Genomic DNA, 22,584 nt, shown 5'->3' on the forward strand with positions numbered 1-22,584 from the left:
TTGAATGGTGCGAATGTGATTGCGCTTTTGGGGGCTGCTGTAAACCAGCCTAGAGGTTCGTGGTTGGCTTGCCAACTGCAGGGCTACCGAAAGCCCGCCCTGTACTGCGAAGCAGTCAGGGTCGGGTAGTTTACTACTCTGTAGGAGAACGCTTGTCCTACTGCTCAAATTGAACTCGCTAAGGATGCCTTAGGATGGCTTTTGGGATCGCCGGGACAGCTTAGCCTGGGTTCAGATTCAAGATTGGGTTAACGATGGCAACAGTGCTGCTGGTGGAAGATGATCCGATCAACGCCCGTGTTTTTGAGAAGGTGTTGCGACGGCGGGGAGGTTTTGAGGTCTTTCACAGCCAGGATGTGGAGCAGATTTTGAAGCTGGCCCAGGGGCACGAGGTGGATGTCATTTTGTTGGATGTTTCCCTGTCCCAGAGCACCTTTCGCGGCGAGGCGGTGGACGGGATCCGCATTGCCCAACTGCTGAAGGGGGATCCGAAAAGCAGCTCCATCCCCATCATTTTGGTGACGGCCCATGCGATGCGCGGCGACCGCGAGGCATTTTTGGCCCAGAGCGGGGCGGATGGTTATATCGCCAAGCCGGTGGTGGATCACGAGGAGATGGTGAATCAAGTTCGCCAGGTGTTGTCTCGAGGGCCGGGGCAGGGGTGAGTTCTCCTGGAGAAGAGTTAGGCGGCGAAGCTGTGCAAAATCGACTGCCAGAAGGGGATCCCATCCTGCCCTGGCAAATCAGGATCTGCTGCCCGCTCGGGGTGGGGCATCAAACCCAAGATCCGACCGCTGGGATCGCAAATGCCGGCAATATTATCCACAGAGCCGTTGGGCGCAACCGGAGCATAGCGAAAGACGATCTGCCCTCGATCCTGCAACTGCTTGAGGGTATCCGGGTCGCAGGTATAGCGGCCTTCCCCATGGGCGATGGGCAGGGTTAAGGTGGATCCCTGGGGATACGCGCTTGTCCAGGGAAGATCCTGCCGTTCTATACGGATCCCCACTCGGTCGCAGATAAAGTGCAGGTTGGCATTGCGCACCAGCGCCCCCGGCAGCAGGCCCGCCTCTGTTAAGATCTGAAAGCCGTTGCAGATGCCCAGCACATAGCCCCCTCGCGCCGCGTGCTCCTTCAGGGATCCCATCACCGGAGCAAAACGAGCGATGGCCCCACAACGCAAATAATCCCCATAGCTGAAGCCCCCCGGCAGCACCACCACATCCAGCTCCGACAAATCCGTCTCTCGGTGCCAGATCAGCCGCGTTGGGCAGCCCAAGAGGCCGCGGGTTACCCAGGCTACATCTCGGTCGCAGTTGGAACCCGGAAAAACAACAACGCCAAACCTCACGCCAGCCATTGGGATCCCTTAAGTGAGAGGAAAGAAGATGGTCAGATTAGAGGGATGGAAGAGGGGTTGGGGGTATTCTTGGAATGGCCATCAGATCAACCCCAAATCGCGTGAACCCATCAAATTAACCACCGATGGCAGCCACTTGGATTTGATAAGTCTCAATCACCGGGTTGGCCAGCAGTTGATGGCACAGCTCATCCACCTGGCGGTGGGCGGTCTCGGCGTCGGGGGCCTCTAGCTGCAGTTGGATATGCTTGCCAATGCGCACCTGCTGTACCTGGGTATGCCCCAGCTGATGCAAGCTGGACTGAACCGCAGCCCCGGCGGGATCGAGAACAGAGGGGCGTAGGTGAATCTGAATCTGGGCCTGGAACTGCATAGAATAAAGGCTGGATCTGTTACCAGTGTATCAGTCGGATCATCACAGCTTTGGGTTCAGTCATGGATGCGTCGCGCGTGGTGGCCATTGCCCACAACGTTTTCCGGGAAACGATTCGGGATCGGATTCTCTACCTGGTGATGGTATTTGCGGTGGCCATGCTGGGAGCCACTGTTTTGATCCCGCAGGTGGCCAACCAGGCCCACAACAAAATCATTGCCGACCTGGGGTTGGCAGCCATTCACTTCTTCGGCCTGATCGTGGCCATTTTCGTGGGCACAGGGCTGGTGAATAAGGAGATTGAAAAACGCACGGTGTATGTGCTGATCGCCAAACCCATGAGCCGGGCAGAGTTCATTGTCGGCAAGCATCTGGGCCTATCGGCGCTGCTGTCGGTGCTGGTGCTGCTGATGACGGTTGTGTTTCTGCTGAGCTTGCTGCTGGTGCAGGCCCCGATCCCCCTTTTGGCCATTCTCTGGGCAACAGTCTTCACTTTCTTAGAGCTGGTGCTGATTGTTGCCGCAGCCCTGCTGTTCGGGGTTTTCACTTCCTCGATTCTGGCCACCCTCTACACCATTGCCCTGTTCCTGATGGGCCATGCCAGCCGCGCCCTGCTGCAACTGAGCAAGCTGGTGAAAGATGCCGGATTTGGCAAACTGTTTGAGGTGATTTATTTGATCCTGCCGGATTTGGAGCGCCTCAATTTGAGAGATGCTGCGGTTTACGGCCAAGTTCCGCCCCCAGCAGAACTTCTCGGAGATGCACTGTACGGCTTGGTTTACACCCTTTTGCTGCTGATTCTGGCAGTGTTGGTGTTCGCCCGGCGTGAGTTCTGACGTTACCTCTTCCCCCATGCGTTTTTTCCACTTCTATACGCCCGAACAGGTGCCTTCATCTGGGATCCCGGAGTGTGCGGTGGCCATTGATGTGCTGCGGGCCACCACCACCATTGCCACAGCGCTGGCAGCAGGAGCAGAAGCGGTACAGGTGTTTGCCCACCTGCAGCAGCTCCAAGAGGCAAGCCAAAACTGGCCGGCTTCCCAGCGGCTTTTGGCCGGGGAACGGGGGGGCAAAGCGGTGGCGGGGTTTGATCTGGGCAACTCCCCCCTCGACTACACTCCCGACCGCGTGCGGGACAAGCGCATCTTCCTGAGCACCACCAACGGCACGCGCAGCCTACAGCGCCTGGAAGGGATCCCAGTGGTGATTACAGCAGCCCTGGTGAACTTGGGAGCCGTGGTGGATTTTCTCAGACGGGGCTCCTTTGCCGAGGTGTGGCTGGTGGGATCCGGGTGGGAAGGGGCCTTTTCGCTGGAAGATACTGCCTGTGCCGGAGCCATCTTGCATCGCCTGGGCTGCTCTTTGAACCAGTTGGGCAACGACGAGACCTTGGCGGCCTTGGCCCTCTACCAAACTTGGCAGGACGATCTGCTGGGTTTGTTGAGACGCTCTAGCCACGGGCAACGGCTATTGGGTCTGGGGCCGGAAAACGATCAGGATCTGGCCTATTGTGCCCAGCTGGATCGTCTCTCGGTGGTGCCCCGACAGGTTCAGCCAGGGGTTTTGGCCAGTGGCGGGTAGATTCTGGACAGGTGGAGCGACCTGTGGATCCCACCACCCTCTGAGCTGGAAGTAGGCGGCCATTGTCAGCATGGGCTGGATCTCAACAGGCCGGGCGTAGGCTTGGGGATCCTTCCACGCCAGATATGGTCTTCGGCTAACCTGCTTGTGCCGTGTCGGGAGCGATGCCCAGCGCTTTCTGGTGCAGCCACGCCTGCCATTCCCCTGGGATCAGCTTGTTGTTAAACGCATCGCCAGAAACAAACATATCCCGCTGATTCTGGGCCAACACAAAAATGGAGCGGCGATCGAAATGGGAAGTGAGTTTGTAGAGTGTGTAGGGGCCTTCTGAGTAGAGGGTCAGAGTTTCCTGATCCAGGCCATGGCGGCTGCTTTGGCCATAGGCCCGCAAGACCATGTTGATCAATCGCTCATAGTGCATAGACCGCAGATTAGAAAGCTACACAGAACATAGACAGATATTACGGAAGCCGCTGCCAAGGCCCGAGCGGCTCAAGTTAACTCAGCATAACAAATCCTCTTGGATTGCTAGGCAACGCCAACGCGAATGAACAAGATGGGATCCGCACCCATGCAGCGTCAAATGCAGCAGAAAAATGCGGTAGAACTTAAGGCAAGCCATCACGCAACCCTCTTGCACAGGCAACCCCCCATGGCCAACATGGCGCCCCGCCCACCCCACCCCACAGAGCCTGTCCGCATTGGCATTGTCGGCGCTTCCGGCTACGGAGGGGTACAGTTGGTGCGGTTACTGAGCGAGCATCCCGGCGTGCAGATCACCTACCTGGCCGGGCAAGACAGTGCCGGCAAGCGCTACGGGGATCTCTATCCCCAGTTGGCCCAGGCGGTGGATCTGACCGTTCAGCCGGTAGAGGTGGATCGCATTGCCGCCAACAGCGATGTGGTGTTTTTGTCTCTCCCCAATGGGCTGGCTGCTGAGCTGGCTCCGCCTTTGCTGGCCAAGGGGTGCAAAGTCTTAGATCTGTCGGCGGATTACCGCTTTCGCAACCTGGCCACCTACCAATCTTGGTACCGCATGGGTCAGACGGATCCCAACTGGCCCAGCCCTGCCTATCGCCAGGCCAATGAGCAGGCGGTCTATGGGTTGCCGGAACTTTATCGCGAGGCGATTGCCCAAGCCCAACTGGTGGGCTGTCCCGGCTGTTATCCCACTGCCTCGTTGTTGGCGGTTGCTCCTCTGCTGCGGCAGGGGTTGGTGGAGCTGGACAGCCTCATTTTCGATGCCAAATCCGGCGTTTCGGGGGCAGGTCGTACCCCCAAGGTGGGATCCCTGTTTGCCGAAGTGGACGGCTCTCTGGCAGCCTATGGAGTGGCCCAGCACCGGCATACGCCCGAGATCGAGCAAGCCTGCACCGACCTGACCCACACCCCCATCACCGTGCAATTTACGCCCCATCTGGTGCCCATGGTGCGGGGGATCCACGTCACGTTGTATGCCACCCTGCGGGATCCCGGCTTTGTGGGGGAAGATTTGCTCACCATTTACAATGCTTTCTATCGCCAATCTCCCTGGGTGAAGGTGCTGCCGCGGGGGGTCTACCCGCAAACCAAATGGGTCTCCGGCACCAACACCTGCATGATCGGGGTGGAGGTGGACAGCCGCACCAACCGCGTTATTGTCCTGTCGGTGATCGATAACCTGATGAAAGGGCAAGCCGGGCAGGCGGTGCAGTGTCTCAACCTGATGATGGGATGGCCGGAAACGTTGGGTTTGCCTCGGCTGGCGTTTTACCCCTAGCTATAATGCCGGTAATCCCCTTGAGGCCGGTTCTGTCCATGTCTGAACCTCTGGATCCCGCTTTGCCCCAAAATGCCTCGCCCAGCGCAAAGGTTGCCTCAGATGCCGTCAATGGCGCTGCTGAGGGCCTGAACTGGGAGGAGCTGTGGCGGCAGCTGGAAGCGGGCTGGCAGGATCTACCCCGTCGCTCCGAAGAGACGGTGCAACAGACCCTGGCTCGCCTGCAACTGGAGTGGGGCGGGCTGTGCCGAGAGGCGCGGGATCGGCTGCAAAGCGCTCTGGAACAGTCGAGAACGGCGGGATCCCCAGAGCCCGTCCACCGAGAGCTGCAAGCGCTCTTGCCCCTGCTTAACCCCTGCCAATGGGAAGTGGTCATTGGCTCTTTGCGGCAGGCTGCGGATCGCGCCTGGGTGGCCAGCTTGCTGTATCACGGCTTGCAGGAACCGGCCCATCCAGATGGGATCCCTTCTTGGGCTCGGACGCTGACCTCTGACCAACGCTCTGCTCTGGAGGCGATGAGTGCTCGTGCCTATGGCAACAGCCGCCTACCTTTGGTGATGGACAAAAGCGGCCAGATTCAAGTAAAGGCCTCAGCCGCCTTGTTGGCCGCCTTGATCGCCATCGAGATCGGCAGTGTGGGTTCGGCAGGTGCCTTGTCCTTGCTGGGCACACCGGAGCTGCGCAAGCTCTTGAATGCCGAGGGCAAGCTGCGGCGAACTGGCTTAAAACAGGGACGAACTGCCCTCACAGAAGAAGAATGGCAAACGCTGCGCCGTTGGCTGGATCCCAAGGGATCCCCCCCCGACTGGTATCTCAATCTGACCCAAGTGGGGATCCAGACCACCCAAGTGGGGGACTATGCGGCACGGCGGCTGCGGGAGTTTTTCCAGAGTGAGTGGATTAAGCTCGTGATCCCCCCCTTGTATCACCTGGTCATCGATGCAGTGCGGCTGCTGACGGGAGAAGTGTTTCTCAGCGTGGGCACCACCCTGGAATCGGCTTTGGAATCGGCAGAGGCAGGGCGGCGACTGGAGTTGGTGCTGCAAGCCTTGCCCCAGGCGCGGAACATTCCCAGACCCAACCAGATCCAGGCTGCCATCCCCGCTGTGGTGGAAGCTGCCGAGAAAATCCTCAGACCCCTGCTGGCCCGCCAGTTAATGACGGTGGCGGACATCTTCGATCCGCCCATTCGCAACGAGAGCCTAAATGAATTGGGTCGGCAGCTCAACCTCTGGAACCCCTTCCAGTTTTTGCTCACCTGGAGCACGGCCGGCTGGCTGGAGGCCCTTCTGGATCAGATCAGCGAGTTGCAGCAGACCTACCCGGAAATGCCCCTGTGGGAGAGCTATCGCCAGGGCGTTGAGACGGCAGCGCAAGCTCCACGGGTAATGGAGCAGGCGGAGGCTCTGCGTCTAACGGCCAAGAGTCTGGATCCCAAGTTGGATCCCTTGGAAGATTGAGTAGATGATGCATAGGGAAGAAAATTTCCTACAGCATCCACAAAGTGAGGCTGGCAGGCTAGGTGGAATCTTTGTCTACGCCAAAGACAAATCTGCACGGGTTGTAGAGGGTGGCCGGCGGACTGGTCTCCAGCCTATTCCCAAGTTAGCCATCCAGGCGGCTAGGAAAACTCCATCCACTCCACCAACTGGTTACCCCCATAAGCAAGGGGAGTGTCGAACAAAAACATGCGGGTCAAGGACGTGACCGGTAAGATCCAAGCAGGGATCCCCAAATAAAGAAACGAAGTAGAAACCAACGTGCAACATCAAGTTTTGGGGTTAGGCATTGCGGGGCTGGCGGCAGCGCGACTGTTGCGGGCCCAGGGCTATGAAGTGCTGGTTTGGGATGAGCAAGATTCCCCTCTTCTCAGACAGCGGCAGGCCGAGCTCAATCAGGAAGGGATCCCGGTTCGGCTGGGGCAGCCTTTTCAACTGGCCGAAGGAGTGGAGCAGGTGGTGGTCAGTCCGGGCATTGCCTGGGATCACCCGCTGCTGCAGGAGGTGCGTCAACAGGGAATCCCGGTGGTGGGGGAGGCGGAGCTGGCCTGGATCTATCTTGACCACCTACCCTGGGTGGGGATCACCGGCACCAACGGCAAAAGCACCACCACAGCTCTGGTGGCGGAGATGTTCAAGGCGGCGGGGCTGCAAGGGATCCCCTGCGGCAACATTGGCCTGCCCCTGTCGCAGGTGGCTTTGGCAACGCTCCAGGGAACGCTAGAGCCGGACTGGATCGTGGCGGAGCTGAGCAGCTACCAGTTGGAGGCCAGTAGCCGCCTCATGAGCAGCACTCCTGGAGGGCCGCCGCGCATTGGGGTGTGGACCACCTTCACTCCCGATCACTTAGAACGGCATGGGACACTGGAGCGCTATGCCAGCTTTAAGGCTCGCCTTTTGGATCGGGCCCAGTGGCGGGTGCTCAACGGCGAGGATCCCTACCTGTGCTGCCGCCGGCAGGACTGGGAAAATACCTATTGGACTTCCCTTGTTGCTACCCAAGGCTGTTGTGACCGGGATCCCACCGCAACCGTTGACCTGCGGGAAAACCGTCTCTACATCCAGGGGGAGATGGTGGCGGAGCTGGAGGACTTTGCAGAACGCTGCCCTGGCCAACACAACCTGCAAAACCTGCTCTTGGCGGCAGCAGCAGCACGTCTGGCCGGGATCCCCAACGCTGCCATTCAAAAAGCCATCCGATCTTTTGCCGGCATGCCCCATCGGCTGGAGCGGGTGGCGCAAATCCAGGTGGGATCCACCCCTATCCGCTTTGTCAACGACAGCAAGGCCACCAACTACGAGGCCGGCTGGGTGGCGCTCAACGCCCTTTCCCCACCCATTATTCTGATTGCCGGAGGAAGGGCTAAGCAGGGGGATCCCAGTGCCTGGCTGCAGTTGATTCGGGCCAAGGTGGCCCGCGTGGTGCTGATGGGGGAGTCTGCCCCAGCCCTGGCGGAGGCCCTCCAGGGGATCCACTATACTGACGTTGAGCTGGTGCCAACCCTAGATGTAGCGGTGGAAAGAGCCTTTGCAGCGGCTTGTTCCCTTTCGCGTCAAGCTCAGAGCTTGGGGAAGCCCGCTCAACCCATCACCATTTTGCTGTCCCCCGCCTGTGCCAGTTTTGACCAGTACTCCAGCTTTGAACACCGTGGCAACCATTTCCGAGCCTGCTGCCAAGCCCTCCAGGGATCCCTGGAATGCTGAGGCTCGCTGGCTGCGCTGGCTCACCTTGATCTGGCTGGTGCTGGGGCTGCTGATGCTGTTTTCTGCTTCCTACCCGGTGGCTCAGCGGATCACCGGCGATGGCCTCTACTTTTTCAAGCGCCAATTGCTCTGGGCCGGGCTGGGTCTGGGCTGTTTCTGGGCTCTGGTGCGGATCCCGCTGCGGCGCTGGTTCCCCTGGGCCGGGATCCTCTGCTTGCTGGGAGTTGGCCTGGTGTGGGCCACCCAGGTGCCGGGATTGGGGGTTTCCCGCCTGGAAGCCAGCCGCTGGCTGGATTTGAAGGTGATCCCTGTTATCCAGCCTTCAGAATTGCTCAAGCCCCTGTTGGTCTTGCAGGGATCCTGGATCTTTGGCCGCTGGTTTCACCATCCCCTCTGGTTCCGCGTCCTCTGGGCGGGCATCTTCGCCTTTGCGCTCTTGGGGATCCTCGCCCAGCCCAACCTGGGCACCACGGCCATCTGCGGCCTCACCCTCTGGGTCATGGCTTGGACCGCCGGGATCCCAGCTTTCACCCTTTTGGCCACAGCGGGGCTGGGGATTCTGGCGGCTGTGGTGAGCATTCTCAGCAAAGATTACCAACGGCGGCGCATCTTGGCCTTTTTGGATCCCTGGAGTAACGCCCAAGGGGATGGCTACCAGCTGGTGCAAAGTCTGTTGGCCATTGGCTCCGGCGGCCTGTGGGGCAAGGGATATGGCCTCTCCCAGCAAAAGCTGTTCTACCTGCCCATCCAATACACCGACTTTATCTTCTCGGTGTATGCAGAAGAGTTTGGCTTGGCCGGATCCCTGTTCTTTCTGGGGTTGCTGACCTTCTACACTCTGCTGGGCTGGCGAGTGATGGGGCGCTGTCGAGAGCTGACCATTCGCTTAGTAGCCTGTGGCTGCCTGATGTTTTTGGTGGGTCAGTCACTGATGAACATCGGCGTGGTCACTGGGATTTTGCCCACCACAGGCGTGCCCCTGCCTTTGTTCAGCCATGGGGGTAGCTCCATTCTGGCAGGGCTGATCACAGCAGGATTGTTGGTGCGGGCAGCCCGCGAAGCAGGGTAAAGTAAGGCTGCATGTTGCCAACCCAGCAAAGGGATCCTTTCACGCAAGCAGCAAACCCAGAGGGCCAGGGATCCCTGGCCTCTGCTTTAGACCGGCTTCTTACGCGGCAAAATCCAGAGCTGACGTTGAAACCGAGCCTAGATCCAGCCCATTTCATCCAAAACGAGGGTAAACACCGTCGCGCAACAGGCCACCAACAGCGACACATAAGCCGGCTGACCGTGGGCAATGCAAACACCGGCTGCCACCGAAGCGCCCGCAGCTGCAGAAAAGGTACGACCTGCCCAATTGCCTTTGGAGGGTTTGTCAGAAGGATTGAATTTGTTAAACATTTTTACAGCAGAAAGAGGATTCAAAGGGAATCAATTCCATAGGAAACGGCCTCAGGTTATCACCCCCCGACTCGATTCCAGAGGGATCCAAGGCCATTCTCAATATTTCTTCGCTTAGGCTTCAATCTTTCGTAAAATTGCGCTGAGATGCTCATAATCACCCCGCAACAGACAGCTCAACTGCCGACCTGCCTGTAGAAGCCAGTTGCGATCTCGGTTCAGGATTCGGTAAGTTTGGCGAATCACGGCAGCCACCAGCTCATCGGTTGGGATCCCGTTAACCTGTAGCAGGGTGCGCAAAAACTCGAAAGAGCGGCAAAATTCCCTCACTTCCGTATCGGAGCAGAGATAAACCGGCTGGTGAATCTGGGGAGGCCGTGGCGGCAAGTACTGGTAGACTCGTCCCCCGCTGACAAAGCCGACAATGGCCGCGCGAAAATCGGTGCGCAACATGGCAAAAATCTGGGGCTGTTGCTCCCGCAGCTCCTGAGGGGAGAGGCCCAAAGCCCTGGCGCGGTGGACGGTGTCGATGGGGGCGATGGCGGCATAGCAAACCACGCCATAGATCAGGTTGCCGGTCTCTTCGTCTTGGGAGCGCGTCCAACTGCCGAGAGCAGGCATGGGTGGGAAGGTCAGACGTTCCGGCTCGAAGCACTGGGCCACAAAGGTTGTGGTGTTGGCTTCCACCACTTCTCCAAAAGCAGAGGCTGGCTGGGGAGAGATGGCCTTGGCTCTCATCGCGATCTCAGGCTCCTCAAGGGTTGCTGCTGCAGAGGCCGGCGAAGGGAGGTGGAATTCAGACCCACAGACAAGTCAAGAGAAAATAGAATCTTTCTAGGTTTTAAGACTTGTGAAGATAGGGGCAATCCCCTCGCCCAACCTTTTACCCCTTCTGCAACATTTTTCCCATCCCTGGACGGCAACTCAGCAACTCAACGGCTTATGAGATCCTCATTGCTAAGAAAGTTAGCCGATTTTGGGGATCCCTGCGTAATATATTTTTTCACACGCTCCCGCGCAAATTCGCCATCCTAAATATTAGCCATTCTAAGTATTGAGCAGTTGGCGAGCGGAGGGAGAAACAATGAATGCTCAGCAACGCGGCCAAATCATCGCTTCTGAGTGGATGATCGACAGCCAAAACCCGGTACACTCCATTTCTCGGCTCAAGCGCCGGGCAACCTATTCCGATGTAACCCTCTGGTGGTTGGTGGTGCAACTCAACCTGATGGAACAAAACTCTATTCATACCGATCACCGATAGGATGGACGGCACAAGAACAATCGGCTGCACGAAAATCCCAGCCCAGGAACATCCCGGATCCTAAATCCAATCTTAAAACTTAAAAAAAAACAAAAGAAGAGCTGAATGTTGAGTGGGGCTGCTCCTCAAACACCAGCTCTTCTGGACAGAGAAGAAGTAGATAGAGAAAGACCGAACAAAGGGAAGCCGAGCCCTCGACCTCCTTTCAATCCTCCAGGGGCAGAGCTGCCACCTGGGCCGGTTGCACTGGCGAGGGGAAGAAAGGCCGCTGCACGATTTCAGTTGCCAACACACTGCGCAACTGGGCAGCTACCGCCACCGTTGTGACATCGTAGGTTTGGGTAGCCAGGCGCGGGTAGAAGCCAATGCCGAGGATCGGCAACAGCAGACAGAGGGCCACCGCCATTTCCCGCGGGCGCATATCCCCCAGGTAATCTTCCAAAACTAGGCCGGGATCCTGAGCCCCGTAGAACACCTGCCGCAGCATGGAGAGCAAGTAAATGGGCGTCAAAATGATACCCACTGCCGCCAGCAGGGCAATTCCCGCTTTGAAGGTCGGCGCATAGGCATCGCTGGTGGTCAAGCCCAAGAACACCGTCAGCTCACCCACAAATCCGCTCATCCCCGGCAGCGCCAGAGAGGCCAGGGATCCCGCCGTAAACAGGGCAAAAGCCTTCGGCATCTGCTTGGCCAACCCTCCCAACTTGTCGAGGGCAAGGGTGTGGGTGCGCTCGTAGGTGATCCCCGTCAGGAAGAACAGAACCGCGGCAATCAGACCGTGGGAGATCATCTGCAGCACTGCCCCATTGATGCCCAGCTCCGTGAAGGCGGAGATCCCGATCAACACAAAGCCCATGTGGGCGATGGATGAATAGGCCAAGCGCCGCTTGAGATGGTTCTGACCGAAGGCGGCCAACGCCCCGTAGATGATGTTCACCACACCCAACACCGCCAGCACCGGGGCGAAGTACACGTGGGCTTCCGACAACATGCCCACATTCATGCGGATCAGGCCATAGCCACCCATCTTGAGCAGAACCCCCGCCAAGATCATGGAAATGGGAGCAGAGGCTTCGCTGTGGGCATCCGGCAGCCAGGTGTGCAGCGGAAAAATCGGCAGCTTCACCCCAAAGGCAATCAGCAAAGCCGCATAGGCCAACAGCTCCAAGGCCAGTGGGTAAGACTTAGCGCTCAGCTCTGCCATCTCCAGGCTAAAGCCCTCGCCGTAGAAGGCCATCGCCAGGGATCCCACCAAGATAAAAATGGAGGCGGCGGCGGTGTAGAGGATGAACTTGGTGGCGGCGTACTGGCGCTTCGGCCCACCCCAGATGGAGATGAGCAGATAGACCGGCACCAGCTCGATCTCCCACATCAGGAAGAAAAGGAGCATGTCCTGCGCCAGAAACACGCCCACCTGGGCACCGTACATCAGCAGCAGCAAGAAGAAAAACAAACGCGGCTTATGGGTGAGATTCCAAGCCGCCACAATCGACAGGGTTGTGATCAAACCCGACAGCAACACCAGCGGGAAGGAGAGGCCGTCCACCGCCAGCGACCAGTGGAATCCAATTTGGGGCACCCAGGCGTAGCGCTCCGCCAGTTGCAGAGAAAAGTCCTGCAGGTCATAGTGCCGCGCAAAGACATAGGCCATCAGGCCCAAATCAAAAGCCCCCACAGCGAGGGCATACCAACGCACCCAACGGCTCTGGGGGATCAAGGGGATCCCAAAGGCTGCCAGCAGAGGCAAGAGCACCAGCACCGACAGCCAGGGAAACTCAAGAGGATTGCTCATGACCAGGAATAAATACTCATGCTCGATATCTCAATGATATGAAGCTGTGTAAACAAATGGGAAGCGATATTTACAAAAAAATCTGCGCCATCGCGCAGATCTCGAGAAAGTTTCTCTGATGCCGATCCTCGAGGAGCCTCGAGGGATCCAGCAGGACAGCACTCCGCCAGGTGGATGGGCCACCCGAGCTGGCCAGGGATCCTCCGGCCAAGCAAGATCTCGGCTCCTGAACTCCCCCGGTACCTGGGGGGGTCTACTCATCTTCGGCAAAGACAAAACGGTGCAGCTCGTCCAGAGTGGGCTCTGGGCTTTCCAGAGCAAAAAGAACCGCGTCCTCAATCACGGCGCTGACCTCCGCGTGGATGGCTTGGAAGTCTGCCTCGGTCATTAGGTTGTGCTCCAGGGCATAGCGTTCCAGTTGTTTAATGGGATCCCGCTGCCGCCAGAACTCTTTTTCCTCAGGACTGCGCAGCTCGTCAGGGTCGGCAAGGGAATGGCCCCGAAAACGATAGGTGATGCACTCTAGCAAGGTGGGGCCTTCTCCGGCACGGGCGCGGGCGATGGCCTGTTGGGCGGCCTCTCGCACTGCTAGCACATCCATCCCATCCACCTGGTAGCCGGGCATGCCAAAAGCCGGGCCTTTGCGGTAAATATCGGTGTCGGAAGTGGCGCGTTCATGGGCCATGCCAATAGCCCAGAAGTTATTTTCCACCACATAGACGATGGGCAACTTCCAGAGGGCGGCCATGTTGAGGCACTCGTAAAACTGGCCGTTGTTGCAGGCTCCATCCCCAAAGAAGCAGGCGGTTACCTGGTCAGTGCCCCGGTATTTGGCAGAAAAAGCAGCCCCCGTCGCCACCGGGATCCCTTCGGCCACAAAGGCATAGCCCCCCAAGAAATTGTGCTCCGCCGAGAAGAGGTGCATGGAACCACCCCGACCCTTGCTGCAGCCGGTGGCCTTGCCGAACAACTCTGCCATGACCGCCCGTGGCGGGATCCCGGTGCTGAGGGCATGCACGTGATCTCGGTAGGTGCTGCACACATAGTCGGTGGGCTTGAGCGCCTTGATCACCCCCGTAGAGACGGCCTCTTGGCCGTTGTACAGATGCACAAAGCCGAACATCTTGCCCTTGTAGTACATTTCGGCGCACTTGTCTTCAAACAGGCGGCCCAGCACCATGTCTTCATAAAGAAGACGAGCCTCTTCGGCAGAAATGCGAGCAGTTGTGGAGCGCGAAGTAAGTTCTTGAACCATGCTGCGGTGCAACGAATCAGAGGTATCTTAGGCGGTCAGCAGTGAGCTTTGCGGTTTGCCCATTATCTCATGCTCCAGTCTGTCTGCCACCTTACCTGGAAATCCCATCCTGCAGGGCCGAAAGCGGTTGTTTCGAGGCCAAGGGAGTTAAACTGAAAGGCTAGGGCAAGAGGCGTTTCCATTGCAGCAGCCGCATCAGGACTCCGTCCCGCAAACGCGAATCTTGAACACCAGAGGGGGGGTTTCTTCTGCTCTCGGCTTGGACGTCGATCTGCTGGAGCCGGGGGCAAGAGGTATTTGGCCAGCCAACGTGACGGGGTGCGCCCATGGGAGCCCGTTGGGTTAGCGGTTTTGCGGCGGTGTTGTTTGCGTTGGCGGTCACCCTGCTAGGGGGCTGGTATTTTACTGCAGCCATTGGGCTAATCATTTTTTTGGCCCAGTTGGAGTTTTTTCGCTTGGTGCAAGCCAAAGGCAATGCGCCGGCCATGCGCACCACCATGTTTTCCAGCCAGGTGCTGGTTGTTTTACAGCAGGTCAAGCCGGAATGGACGAGCCCTGCTTTTATTGTGGCGGGATCCATCATCTGTTTTTATTTGCTCTTTAAGCCCAAGGTGGCCACCATTGCCGATATTGCCACCTCGATTTTGGGGTTGTTCTACTGTGCGTTGCTGCCCAGCTTCTGGATTCGGGTCAGGGCCTTGTCTTTTGCGCAAGGGCTGGGCGAAGGGCTATGGATTACGCTGCTGGCCATTGGCTGCGTGATCGCTGCCGATGTGGGGGCCTACCTGTGTGGTCGGGCCTTTGGGCGCACCAAGCTCTCCATCCTCAGCCCGAAAAAGACGGTGGAAGGGGCGGTAGCCGGGATTGCCGCCAGCATGACCCTGGCCGTGGCCGGAGCCCACGCTCTGAGCTGGCCCTGGAGCTGGCTGAGCGGCAGCGTGCTGGGGTTTTTGATTGGGTTAACTAGCCTGCTGGGGGATCTCACCGAGTCCCTCATGAAACGAGATGCGGGAGTAAAAGACTCCGGGGATCTCATTCCCGGCCACGGCGGCATTTTGGATCGGGGCGATAGCTACGTCTTTACCGGGCCGCTGGTGTTTTACTTTATGGAATGTCTGGAATGGCTCAACGCCTATTTCAGCCAATAATCGGGTTTTGTTCCTCAGCCTTCCTTTGCTGCATCTCCAAGATGACTTGTCTGACGTTTTCCAGACAGCAAAATCCCTGCGGGTTGTTCACCTGACAGCCACAGCCCCTGGCTTTGATGTGGTCGGCAATCCCCTCGAGGATAGCCTGGGGCGTTTTGGATCCCTGGAGCTCTTGCCAAATGCGCCGGCGCGTCCATCCAAAACAGTAGCAGACAGGCACGTCCTCGCCACTTTCTTTCTCGCCACTTTCTTTTTGAAAGACGGGAACCTTGAGGTCGTCAACCCCAAAGCTTTGACCTTCCTCAGAAAAATAGACGACGGGGCAAAGGGGATCCCGACAAAACGCATAGCTGGCGTTAGCATTAAGTTGCTCCAAAGCCTGACAAGACAGAAGGCTCTTCAGCGTAATCAGTTGAATCGGGATCCCTTGCTCCCCGCTCTTTGGACACAAGGGCTGCCAAGCTTTAGCAGAAAATGGGAAAAAGGGTTCTCTTGTCATGGGTTATTAAGCTGTTGCTGTTGAAAGATAGCGCAAGAGGAACTTTTCTCCTGCTCAGAAAATTTTTGTTGACACTTTTCAATGAGTGTCGATAACTCCCCTCTGAGTTCCTGTAGATGGGCGATTGACTTGTCGATTTGTCTTAGTTTTTCAGTTAGCTTTACGTACACCTGCCAACAGGGCAGGGCTTGCCCGTTCTCCTGAAGCAGGAGCAATTCTTTGATCTCGGCCAGGGTAAGTCCCAAAGCCTTAGCGCGGGCAATGAAAGCTAGCCGCTCCAGCTCAGCTTCTCCGTAGAGGCGGTAGCCCCCCTCTGTCCTACGGGGCTTGGGGATGAGCCCCAGGCGCTCGTAGAAGTAGAGGGTTTGGGGGCTGATGCCCAACTTCTCGGCTACCTGACCCACCCGCAGCAGCTCAGACATGCCGGGTTCTCTACCCTCTCTCCAGAAGCTCTCTTAGCCTAAACCCTGTAGCTAACTACAGGGTCAAGAGGGATCCCCAGAAAGCCCACCTCCCCAAAAGAGCCCGACGGCTGGGAGTAAGCTTGCTAACCTAGTTAGGGTAGTCCCTTGAGCAACCCAGCCTCCGCATGACTGCTGCACCTTCCCTCGCCAACCTGCCCAGCCAGTACAACCCCTTTGAGACCGAGCCCAAGTGGCAGCGCTTTTGGGAGGAAAAGGGGTTTTACGTGGCGGATCCCAAGGCGCCGGGGGAAGCCTTCAGCATGGTGCTGCCCCCGCCCAATGTTACGGGCAGCCTGCACATGGGCCATGCCTTTGCCTTTACCCTGCCAGATGTGGTGGTGCGCTACAAGCGCATGCGCGGCTACAACGTCCTCTGGCTGCCGGGCACGGATCATGCCAGCATTGCCGTGCACACCATTCTGGAAAACCAACTGCGCCAGGAGGGCAAGAGCCGCTTTGACCTGGGCCGCGAGGCTTTTCTAGAGCGGGCCTGGGCTTGGAAGGAGGAGTCGCAGGGCACCATCAAAAGCCAACTGCGGCGGCTGGGCTTGTCGCTGGACTGGACACGGGATCGCTTTACTCTCGATGAGGGGCTGAGCCGGGCCGTTACGGAAGCCTTTGTCCGCCTCTACGAAGCAGGGCTCATCTATCGGGGCGAGTATCTGGTCAACTGGTGTCCGGCCACCCAGTCAGCGGTCTCCGACATCGAGGTGGACAACAAAGAGGTCAAGGGCCACCTCTGGCATTTCCGCTACCCCTTGGCTGCCGACCCCAGCCAGTACCTGGTGGTGGCCACCACCCGCCCTGAGACGATGCTAGGGGATACAGCCGTGGCGGTCAACCCCCAAGACGAGCGCTACCGCCATCTCATCGGCCAGTTTGTCCGGCTGCCCATCAAGGATCGCCTTATCCCCATCATTGCCGACGAGTATGTGGATCCTACCTTTGGGTCTGGATGCGTCAAGGTTACCCCAGCCCACGACCCCAACGACTTTGAGATGGGCCAGCGCCACCAGTTGCCCTTGATCAACATCCTCAACAAGGACGGCACCCTCAACGAGAACGGGGATCCCTTCACCGGCCTAGATCGCTTTGTGGCCCGAGAAAAGGTGGTGCAGTGGTTTGCCGAACATGGCCTGCTGGAGAAGGTGGAGGACTACACCCACACCGTTCCCCACAGCGACCGCGGCGGCGTGCCCATCGAGCCTTTGCTTTCCATTCAGTGGTTTTGCGATGTCTCGGGGATGGGGGCTCGCTGTTTGGAAGAGGAATACCAACGAAATAGCCCCCGCTTTATCCCTGAGCGCTGGACCAAAGTCTACACGGGCTGGCTGGAAAAGCTGCGCCCCTGGTGCATTTCTCGGCAGTTGTGGTGGGGCCATCAGATCCCAGCTTGGTATCCAGTCCTCAATGGCCAGCTTCTCGAGGATCCCCAAGCTTTTGTGGTGGCCCGCAACGGCGAGGAAGCGCTGCTCAAGGCACGGGAAAAGTTTGGCCCAGAAGTTGAGCGGGTAGAGCAGGATCCGGATGTGCTGGATACCTGGTTTAGCTCTGCTCTGTGGCCCTTTTCAACCCTGGGCTGGCCGGAAGAGACCGAGGATTTCAAACGCTACTATCCCAACTCCCTGATGTCCACGGGCTTTGACATCATTTTCTTCTGGGTGGCCCGCATGGCCATGATGGGATCCCAATTTACCGGCCAGATCCCCTTCAAAGATGTGTACATCAATGGCCTGGTGCGGGATGAGCACGGGGCGAAAATGTCCAAAACCAAGGGAAATGGCATCGATCCCCTGGAGCTGCTGGACAAATACGGCACCGACGCCCTGCGCTATGCCCTGGTCAAAGAGGTGGTGGGGGCAGGGCAAGACATCCGCCTGGCCTACGACCGCAAGACCGGCGAGAGCGCCAGCGTGGAGGCCGCCCGCAACTTTGCCAATAAGATCTGGAACGCCTCCCGCTTTGTGTTGATGAACTTGGAGGGGCAAACCCCTGCCCAACTGGGATCCCCTGTTCCTGAAGCGCTGGAATTGGCCGATCGCTGGATCCTGTCGCGGCTGCACTCCACGGCCACCCAAGTTATCGCCGAGCTGGAAGCCTATGGCCTGGGCGAGGGGGCGCGCCTGCTCTACTCTCTCATTTGGGATGACTTTTGCGACTGGTACATCGAGCTGGTCAAGCCCCGGCTGCGGGGAGAAAACTTGGCTTCCAAGCGCACAGCGCAGCAGGTGCTGGCCATCGTTTTGGAAACCATTCTCAAACTGCTGCACCCCTGGATGCCCCACATCACCGAGGAGATCTGGCAGCTTCTCACCCAGGTCAATCAAACCACTTCCATCTCTGTGCAGCCCTATCCCACCCCGGATCCCACCTGGATCGACCCCCAACTGGAGCGGGAGTTTGGCTTGGTGATCCAAACCATTACCAGCCTGCGCAACCTGCGGGCAGAAACCGGCCTCAAGCCCCATCAGACCATCAGGGCCCTTTTGCTCACTACCGATCCCGCCGAGCAGCGGATCCTGACGGCTGCCCAAGCTTATATCCGGGATCTGGTTAAGGCCGAGGCTTTGGAGATTACGGGATCCCTGGCCACGGAGCCCAAGCAGGTGGCGGCTGCAGTGGTGGGCACGGTGCAGGTGCTGATGCCCTTGGCAGGACTGGTGGATGTGGAAGCGCTGCGGGCCAAGCTGCAAAAAGACCTGGCCAAGCTGGAAAAAGAGGCCCAAGGGATCCGCGCTCGCCTAGAGAACCCCAATTTTCTCAACCGGGCCAACCCTGAAGTGGTGCAAGCCAGTCAGGAACAACTGGCGGAGCTGGAAGCCCAGATGAGGTTACTGGGATCCAGGCTGGAGAAGCTGGGCTGAGATGGCATCAGCGCAGGCAGAGCGGCGGGGTGATGAAGGCAATCTTCCCAGGATTTGGAAAAATCGGAGTGGCGAGCCCCTACTTCTGTGTTAGGATAGGGGACGAGATCGTTGTCGGTTGTAGTGCTCGTTTCTTCTAGTCTTGACGGATTTTCACGTTTTGTATTGGCAGACGGCTCTCCGAACATCTCACCCTTTGTTACTCTCTCTTTCGGAGATCGTCTATGTCGATTTATGTTGGCAACCTTTCCTTTAAGGTGACAGAAGCGGATTTGACCGCTGTTTTTGCTGAGTACGGTTCTGTGAAGCGGGTGCAGATCCCCACTGACCGTGAGACAGGCCGCATTCGAGGCTTCGGGTTTGTGGAAATGAGCTCTGAAGCAGAGGAGCAGGCTGCCATTGCTGCTCTGGATGGGGCGGAATGGATGGGGCGCGACCTCAAGGTGAACAAAGCTCGCCCGCGAGAAGAACGCCCCACCTCAGGTTTCCGCTCTGGTAACGCGAACAGTGGCGGCGAGCGGCGGCGGAGTTTTCAATCTCGCTATTGAAACGCCTGCTGAGGCTTCCCGGTGCTGGGCAAGGGATTCTCAGTTGAGCTTGTTTTGAAGCGCAGCACCAGGATCCAGCCGTCTCTCTAGGTTGCTTCAATTTTTGTTCAAGTGGTAGCTCAGGAGGAGTTGAGAGGGGATCCCAATCAACTCCTTTTGAATCTCTCACCGCCGACCTCTCTCTCAGAGGGAGAGGGGAGCTAAGGCAAACCGTATTTGAAACTGGAATAGCTACTGGGCTGGCGGTTTGTCTGGCCAGGGATCCGTTAGATCGGCGGTCAAGGGATCCCAGTCCCATCCCCAATCGCGGGCAATGGCCTGAGTAATCCCCAGTTGCCCGTGGCCAGGGTAGCGGGCCAGCGCTACCACCAGATCGATAAGCTGCTCACCGGCAGGGATTCGACCAAAGATGTGCAGCCCATCGCGAATCTGAGATTCTTTTAGCTCGCAGAGATAGCCATCCAGGCGATTCCAATCTTCTTCTTTTTCCAAGTTGAACTGCTGGTCTAGATGCTCGGCTCGAACCAGCTCCTGAATCTGGGCGCGAATCAGCGGGCAGCGGCCTGGATCCATCTGTTGGGCCTGCACGTACTCATCCATCAGCCGTTCCAAATCCGCCAGGGGGCCGTACAGCTCGGCGCGGGTAAGGGGCGGGGTGAGGTGGTCGATAATCACTGCCTGGGCTCGCCGCTTGGCCTGGGATCCCTCTCCTGGGTCGTTGACGATGAAGGGGTAGAAGTGGGGCATTGGCCCCAGAGCAACCTCCGGGTAGCAGGTGGCGGAAAGAGCGGATCCCTTGCCAGGCAGCCATTCCAAGTTGCCGTGCTTGCCCACATGCACCACCGCTTGAACGGCGAAGACCTGCCGCAGCCACAGGTAAAAAGCCAGGTACTCATGGGGGGGCACCAGATCCGGGGCATGGTAGTTCAAGGACGGATCCCGGTCATAGCCTCGCGGGGGCTGAATGCCTACAAACACCTGCCCTAACTGCAGTCCCACCACGGGAATATCTCGAGAGGGCGGATCCCCCCACTGCCGGACGAGGTCGGTCTGGATGGGCTCAGGCAAGCGGGCAAACCACTCTCGATAAAGGGCAGCAGAAAGGCATTGCCGAGCCGGGCGCAGGGATCCCAAGGGGTCGTAGGTCTGGCCTTCGGTTAGCCAATGGATGAGTTCATCTCCAGTCTGGGGCAGGGGATCTACTGAGTAGCCAGCTCCCGCCAAAGCTTTGAGAATTTCCACACAACTGGCAGGGGTATCCAGACCCACCCCATTGGCCAGTCGCCCGTCCCGACTGGGGTAGTTGGCCAGGATCAAAGCCAGTCGCCGCTGGGAAGGGGGGGTACGCCGCAATTTCACCCAGTTGGCCGCCAAATCGGCTACAAACTCCACCCGATCCGGCACAGCCACGTAGGCCACCACCTCCGTTTGCAAGTGGGGATCCCGCTGTTGAACCGCCTTGAAGGAAACGGCGCGGCTGATGATGCGCCCATCCACCTCCGGCAAAGCCACATTCATGGCCAGATCCCGCGCTCCCAGTCCTCGCGTGGAGTCCTCCCAGCTCTGGCGGGATCCACCGCTGAGGATTACCTGCAAAACAGGCACATCCAACTCCTGCCACAGCCTCACGTCGGGCTGGTGGCTGTCCAACCGCGCCAGCGAAAAACTGGTGGTGTTGAGCAACAGGTCAATCTGGCCGCCGAAGTGATCCCGAATGGCTGGGGGCAAGTCTGGGTCTTGAAGGCTATAGGTATACAGGCAAAGGGGTTGTAGCCCCCGCTCCACCAAGGCTTTTGCCAATTGATCCACCGGCTCTGTATTCCCCGCCAGAACATGGGCTCGGTAGAGTAAAATCCCCACCTTGGGAGCTTGGGGATCCGCCAGCGGAGCTATGGGGGGTTGATAGATCCCTAGACGAGGCAGCACTTGTGGATCCGGCACCGAATATTGGCCCCCTAGGAACTCCCCAGCCAGCAACAGCAGACAGGCAGCCACATTCTCCGCTCCCCCCTCCAGCCAGTACCGCCACACCCGATCCGCCACCGCCAGGGGCACAGTGGAATGGCTCACCAAATCCCAGTCGGGGCGATCGTCCCCAGGAATGACGATTAGGGTGGATCCCTCCTCGGCGGCCACCTGCTTGGCTACCTCCAGGCCATAGCTCCAGTAGGCCCTTCCCCCCAACAGGCGGATCAAGATTAGCCGGGCCTGCCGCAGCACCTTCTCGGCATAGTCATCCAGGCTTAGGGGCTGTTGCAACTGCAACAAATTGGCCGCCCGCACCGCCGGAAAATCGCCGGGCAACAGGCGCAGGGCTGCGCTCAAGGCCGTGAGATCCGTATCGGCTGCCGAAAGGACAACAATAGGAGCGGGATCCTGTTCTAGGAAAATGACCCCCGATTGGGTGGGATCCCATCCCCCTGGCAAAGCTGCTATTCGGTGCATAAAATCCTAGCCTAGTTCACCCAATCCGCTCGCTCCAGACGATACACCATACAATCATCCTGGCCAAACTGACGACGTTCCACAGGCTTAAATCCAAGTCGCTCATAAAATCGTCGGGCACGGGTATTGCTCACCAAGGGATCCACCAAGACCGCCTCAACCTCTGAGGCAGCAAAGCATTTACTCAAAGCTAATCGCATCATTTCGGTTCCATATCCCTTACCCAGATAGGATCCCTCTCCGATCCAAATGTCGATAGCGCGCAGATGAGGAGATACCTCGCCCCAGTAGTGACTTTCCTCTTGGGCAGGATCGATGATCTCCACATAGCCAATCGGGACACCATCCACCTCGGCAATCAGTTGCTCCCTCCAGGAACAGCTCTTGCCCAACTCTGTTTCCCAGCCCCAATCATCATTGGGATTAGAGGCAACAACATGAGGTTCTTGATCCCAGCCCTGTAACAGTGCCAAATCTTCGAGGGTGGCAAGGCGGAACTTTACAACAACAGACGACATTTCGCTGACAGTCTCGTAAGGTTTTTGTGGAGCTGGAGAATCCATGAGAGAAGCGTACCTTTGGCAATAATGGTTTTTACAATCGGATGCAACAGACCCAACAGCAAAGC

The 22,584-nt window shown here is 58.2% G+C and carries 21 protein-coding genes and 1 pseudogene; 12 read left to right on the top strand and 10 right to left on the bottom strand.

The genetic code is table 11. The features are described from left to right. Window positions 1–129: pseudogene (locus ACVW0C_RS12050) on the top strand (RNA-guided endonuclease TnpB family protein); the annotation flags it as partial. A gap of 125 nt (window positions 130–254) precedes the next feature. Beyond that, window positions 255–665 (top strand): response regulator, encoded by a 411-nt coding sequence (locus tag ACVW0C_RS12055; protein ID WP_457385610.1) that lies wholly within the window; start codon window positions 255–257, stop codon window positions 663–665. Window positions 666–682: 17 nt separating this feature from the next. On the opposite strand, the gene purQ is transcribed toward ACVW0C_RS12055, so the two are convergent. Then, on the bottom strand, window positions 683–1,360 hold the full coding sequence (purQ, locus tag ACVW0C_RS12060; RefSeq protein ID WP_414413454.1) for a phosphoribosylformylglycinamidine synthase subunit PurQ: 678 nt from the start codon (window positions 1,358–1,360) through the stop codon (window positions 683–685). Window positions 1,361–1,475: 115 nt separating this feature from the next. Further along, a complete protein-coding gene (purS, locus tag ACVW0C_RS12065) occupies window positions 1,476–1,733 on the bottom strand; it encodes a phosphoribosylformylglycinamidine synthase subunit PurS (RefSeq protein ID WP_011431952.1) in 258 nt (85 codons plus the stop codon). Between the two features lie 62 nt (window positions 1,734–1,795). Between purS and ACVW0C_RS12070 the strand changes: the two genes are divergently transcribed. Then, on the top strand, window positions 1,796–2,569 hold the full coding sequence (locus ACVW0C_RS12070) for an ABC transporter permease (RefSeq protein ID WP_414330211.1): 774 nt from the start codon (window positions 1,796–1,798) through the stop codon (window positions 2,567–2,569). 16 nt (window positions 2,570–2,585) lie between these two features. Next, window positions 2,586–3,314: a 2-phosphosulfolactate phosphatase family protein gene (locus tag ACVW0C_RS12075; RefSeq protein WP_457385633.1), complete on the top strand. Its 729-nt coding sequence runs from the start codon at window positions 2,586–2,588 to the stop codon at window positions 3,312–3,314. Between the two features lie 136 nt (window positions 3,315–3,450). On the opposite strand, the gene ACVW0C_RS12080 is transcribed toward ACVW0C_RS12075, so the two are convergent. Then, entirely contained in the window at window positions 3,451–3,735 is a 285-nt protein-coding gene (locus ACVW0C_RS12080; RefSeq protein WP_011431955.1) for a hypothetical protein, read from the bottom strand. Window positions 3,736–3,966: 231 nt separating this feature from the next. On the opposite strand from ACVW0C_RS12080, the gene argC reads away from it, so the two are divergent. The 4 genes from argC to ACVW0C_RS12100 all read left to right on the top strand — a co-directional run bounded on the left by argC (window position 3,967) and on the right by ACVW0C_RS12100 (window position 9,345). Further along, window positions 3,967–5,073, top strand: coding sequence for an N-acetyl-gamma-glutamyl-phosphate reductase (gene argC / locus ACVW0C_RS12085; RefSeq protein ID WP_011431956.1), 1,107 nt, complete (start codon window positions 3,967–3,969; stop codon window positions 5,071–5,073). A gap of 38 nt (window positions 5,074–5,111) precedes the next feature. Beyond that, entirely contained in the window at window positions 5,112–6,533 is a 1,422-nt protein-coding gene (locus ACVW0C_RS12090; protein WP_457385612.1) for a hypothetical protein, read from the top strand. A gap of 300 nt (window positions 6,534–6,833) precedes the next feature. After that, window positions 6,834–8,276 carry a UDP-N-acetylmuramoyl-L-alanine--D-glutamate ligase gene (gene murD, locus ACVW0C_RS12095; RefSeq protein ID WP_457385613.1) on the top strand — a complete coding sequence of 481 codons (1,443 nt, stop codon included), beginning with the start codon at window positions 6,834–6,836 and terminating at the stop codon, window positions 8,274–8,276. Further along, the gene (locus ACVW0C_RS12100) at window positions 8,221–9,345 is read left to right on the top strand and encodes an FtsW/RodA/SpoVE family cell cycle protein (protein WP_457385615.1); all 1,125 of its coding nucleotides are present in this window, start codon (window positions 8,221–8,223) and stop codon (window positions 9,343–9,345) included. Before murD ends, ACVW0C_RS12100 begins: the two co-directional genes overlap by 56 nt. Before the next feature lie 446 nt (window positions 9,346–9,791). Here ACVW0C_RS12100 and ACVW0C_RS12105 read toward each other — a convergent pair whose 3' ends face one another. Continuing rightward, window positions 9,792–10,415, bottom strand: a complete 624-nt coding sequence (locus ACVW0C_RS12105) for a hypothetical protein (protein WP_457385617.1) — start codon at window positions 10,413–10,415, stop codon at window positions 9,792–9,794. A 346-nt stretch (window positions 10,416–10,761) separates the two neighbouring features. On the opposite strand from ACVW0C_RS12105, the gene ACVW0C_RS12110 reads away from it, so the two are divergent. Further along, window positions 10,762–10,941 carry a hypothetical protein gene (locus ACVW0C_RS12110; protein ID WP_011431964.1) on the top strand — a complete coding sequence of 60 codons (180 nt, stop codon included), beginning with the start codon at window positions 10,762–10,764 and terminating at the stop codon, window positions 10,939–10,941. A 205-nt stretch (window positions 10,942–11,146) separates the two neighbouring features. On the opposite strand, the gene ACVW0C_RS12115 is transcribed toward ACVW0C_RS12110, so the two are convergent. After that, entirely contained in the window at window positions 11,147–12,733 is a 1,587-nt protein-coding gene (locus ACVW0C_RS12115; RefSeq protein ID WP_414343851.1) for an NAD(P)H-quinone oxidoreductase subunit 4, read from the bottom strand. A gap of 253 nt (window positions 12,734–12,986) precedes the next feature. Then, window positions 12,987–13,988, bottom strand: a complete 1,002-nt coding sequence (gene pdhA, locus ACVW0C_RS12120) for a pyruvate dehydrogenase (acetyl-transferring) E1 component subunit alpha (protein WP_414329458.1) — start codon at window positions 13,986–13,988, stop codon at window positions 12,987–12,989. Between the two features lie 326 nt (window positions 13,989–14,314). Here pdhA and ACVW0C_RS12125 point away from each other — a divergent pair, with 326 nt between their 5' ends. Then, window positions 14,315–15,136 (top strand): phosphatidate cytidylyltransferase, encoded by an 822-nt coding sequence (locus ACVW0C_RS12125; RefSeq protein ID WP_457385619.1) that lies wholly within the window; start codon window positions 14,315–14,317, stop codon window positions 15,134–15,136. Here the strand turns inward: ACVW0C_RS12125 and ACVW0C_RS12130 are convergent. Further along, entirely contained in the window at window positions 15,126–15,635 is a 510-nt protein-coding gene (locus ACVW0C_RS12130; RefSeq protein WP_457385621.1) for a putative iron-sulfur cluster-binding metallochaperone, read from the bottom strand. The two genes, ACVW0C_RS12125 and ACVW0C_RS12130, sit on opposite strands and share 11 nt — an antisense overlap. Next, window positions 15,632–16,057 carry a heavy metal-responsive transcriptional regulator gene (locus tag ACVW0C_RS12135; protein WP_414401614.1) on the bottom strand — a complete coding sequence of 142 codons (426 nt, stop codon included), beginning with the start codon at window positions 16,055–16,057 and terminating at the stop codon, window positions 15,632–15,634. Before ACVW0C_RS12135 ends, ACVW0C_RS12130 begins: the two co-directional genes overlap by 4 nt. 167 nt (window positions 16,058–16,224) lie before the next feature. Here ACVW0C_RS12135 and ACVW0C_RS12140 point away from each other — a divergent pair, with 167 nt between their 5' ends. Together ACVW0C_RS12140 and ACVW0C_RS12145 are read left to right on the top strand one after the other, a co-directional pair. Beyond that, window positions 16,225–18,963, top strand: coding sequence for a valine--tRNA ligase (locus tag ACVW0C_RS12140; protein WP_457385622.1), 2,739 nt, complete (start codon window positions 16,225–16,227; stop codon window positions 18,961–18,963). 224 nt (window positions 18,964–19,187) lie between these two features. After that, complete coding sequence (locus tag ACVW0C_RS12145; RefSeq protein WP_011431969.1) at window positions 19,188–19,511, top strand: RNA recognition motif domain-containing protein; 324 nt, start codon at window positions 19,188–19,190, stop codon at window positions 19,509–19,511. Window positions 19,512–19,742: 231 nt separating this feature from the next. Here ACVW0C_RS12145 and cobN read toward each other — a convergent pair whose 3' ends face one another. Continuing rightward, complete coding sequence (gene cobN / locus ACVW0C_RS12150; protein ID WP_457385624.1) at window positions 19,743–21,956, bottom strand: cobaltochelatase subunit CobN; 2,214 nt, start codon at window positions 21,954–21,956, stop codon at window positions 19,743–19,745. A gap of 11 nt (window positions 21,957–21,967) precedes the next feature. Next, the gene (locus ACVW0C_RS12155) at window positions 21,968–22,474 is read right to left on the bottom strand and encodes a GNAT family N-acetyltransferase (RefSeq protein ID WP_414343856.1); all 507 of its coding nucleotides are present in this window, start codon (window positions 22,472–22,474) and stop codon (window positions 21,968–21,970) included. Between the last annotated feature and the right edge of the window lie 110 nt (window positions 22,475–22,584).

It is taken from the genome of Thermostichus sp. OS-CIW-26, from assembly GCF_054058395.1.

Excerpts from the sequence above, each read along its gene's own strand:
- ACVW0C_RS12055 (WP_457385610.1), top strand. The coding sequence starts at position 255 with ATGGCAACAGTGCTGCTGGTGGAAGATGATCCGATCAACGCCCGTGTT.
- purQ (WP_414413454.1), bottom strand. The coding sequence starts at position 1,360 with ATGGCTGGCGTGAGGTTTGGCGTTGTTGTTTTTCCGGGTTCCAACTGC.
- purS (WP_011431952.1), bottom strand. The coding sequence starts at position 1,733 with ATGCAGTTCCAGGCCCAGATTCAGATTCACCTACGCCCCTCTGTTCTC.
- ACVW0C_RS12070 (WP_414330211.1), top strand. The coding sequence starts at position 1,796 with ATGGATGCGTCGCGCGTGGTGGCCATTGCCCACAACGTTTTCCGGGAA.
- ACVW0C_RS12075 (WP_457385633.1), top strand. The coding sequence starts at position 2,586 with ATGCGTTTTTTCCACTTCTATACGCCCGAACAGGTGCCTTCATCTGGG.
- ACVW0C_RS12080 (WP_011431955.1), bottom strand. The coding sequence starts at position 3,735 with ATGCACTATGAGCGATTGATCAACATGGTCTTGCGGGCCTATGGCCAA.
- argC (WP_011431956.1), top strand. The coding sequence starts at position 3,967 with ATGGCCAACATGGCGCCCCGCCCACCCCACCCCACAGAGCCTGTCCGC.
- ACVW0C_RS12090 (WP_457385612.1), top strand. The coding sequence starts at position 5,112 with ATGTCTGAACCTCTGGATCCCGCTTTGCCCCAAAATGCCTCGCCCAGC.
- ACVW0C_RS12105 (WP_457385617.1), bottom strand. The coding sequence starts at position 10,415 with ATGAGAGCCAAGGCCATCTCTCCCCAGCCAGCCTCTGCTTTTGGAGAA.
- ACVW0C_RS12110 (WP_011431964.1), top strand. The coding sequence starts at position 10,762 with ATGAATGCTCAGCAACGCGGCCAAATCATCGCTTCTGAGTGGATGATC.
- ACVW0C_RS12115 (WP_414343851.1), bottom strand. The coding sequence starts at position 12,733 with ATGAGCAATCCTCTTGAGTTTCCCTGGCTGTCGGTGCTGGTGCTCTTG.
- pdhA (WP_414329458.1), bottom strand. The coding sequence starts at position 13,988 with ATGGTTCAAGAACTTACTTCGCGCTCCACAACTGCTCGCATTTCTGCC.
- ACVW0C_RS12125 (WP_457385619.1), top strand. The coding sequence starts at position 14,315 with ATGGGAGCCCGTTGGGTTAGCGGTTTTGCGGCGGTGTTGTTTGCGTTG.
- ACVW0C_RS12130 (WP_457385621.1), bottom strand. The coding sequence starts at position 15,635 with ATGACAAGAGAACCCTTTTTCCCATTTTCTGCTAAAGCTTGGCAGCCC.
- ACVW0C_RS12135 (WP_414401614.1), bottom strand. The coding sequence starts at position 16,057 with ATGTCTGAGCTGCTGCGGGTGGGTCAGGTAGCCGAGAAGTTGGGCATC.
- ACVW0C_RS12140 (WP_457385622.1), top strand. The coding sequence starts at position 16,225 with ATGACTGCTGCACCTTCCCTCGCCAACCTGCCCAGCCAGTACAACCCC.
- ACVW0C_RS12145 (WP_011431969.1), top strand. The coding sequence starts at position 19,188 with ATGTCGATTTATGTTGGCAACCTTTCCTTTAAGGTGACAGAAGCGGAT.
- cobN (WP_457385624.1), bottom strand. The coding sequence starts at position 21,956 with ATGCACCGAATAGCAGCTTTGCCAGGGGGATGGGATCCCACCCAATCG.
- ACVW0C_RS12155 (WP_414343856.1), bottom strand. The coding sequence starts at position 22,474 with ATGTCGTCTGTTGTTGTAAAGTTCCGCCTTGCCACCCTCGAAGATTTG.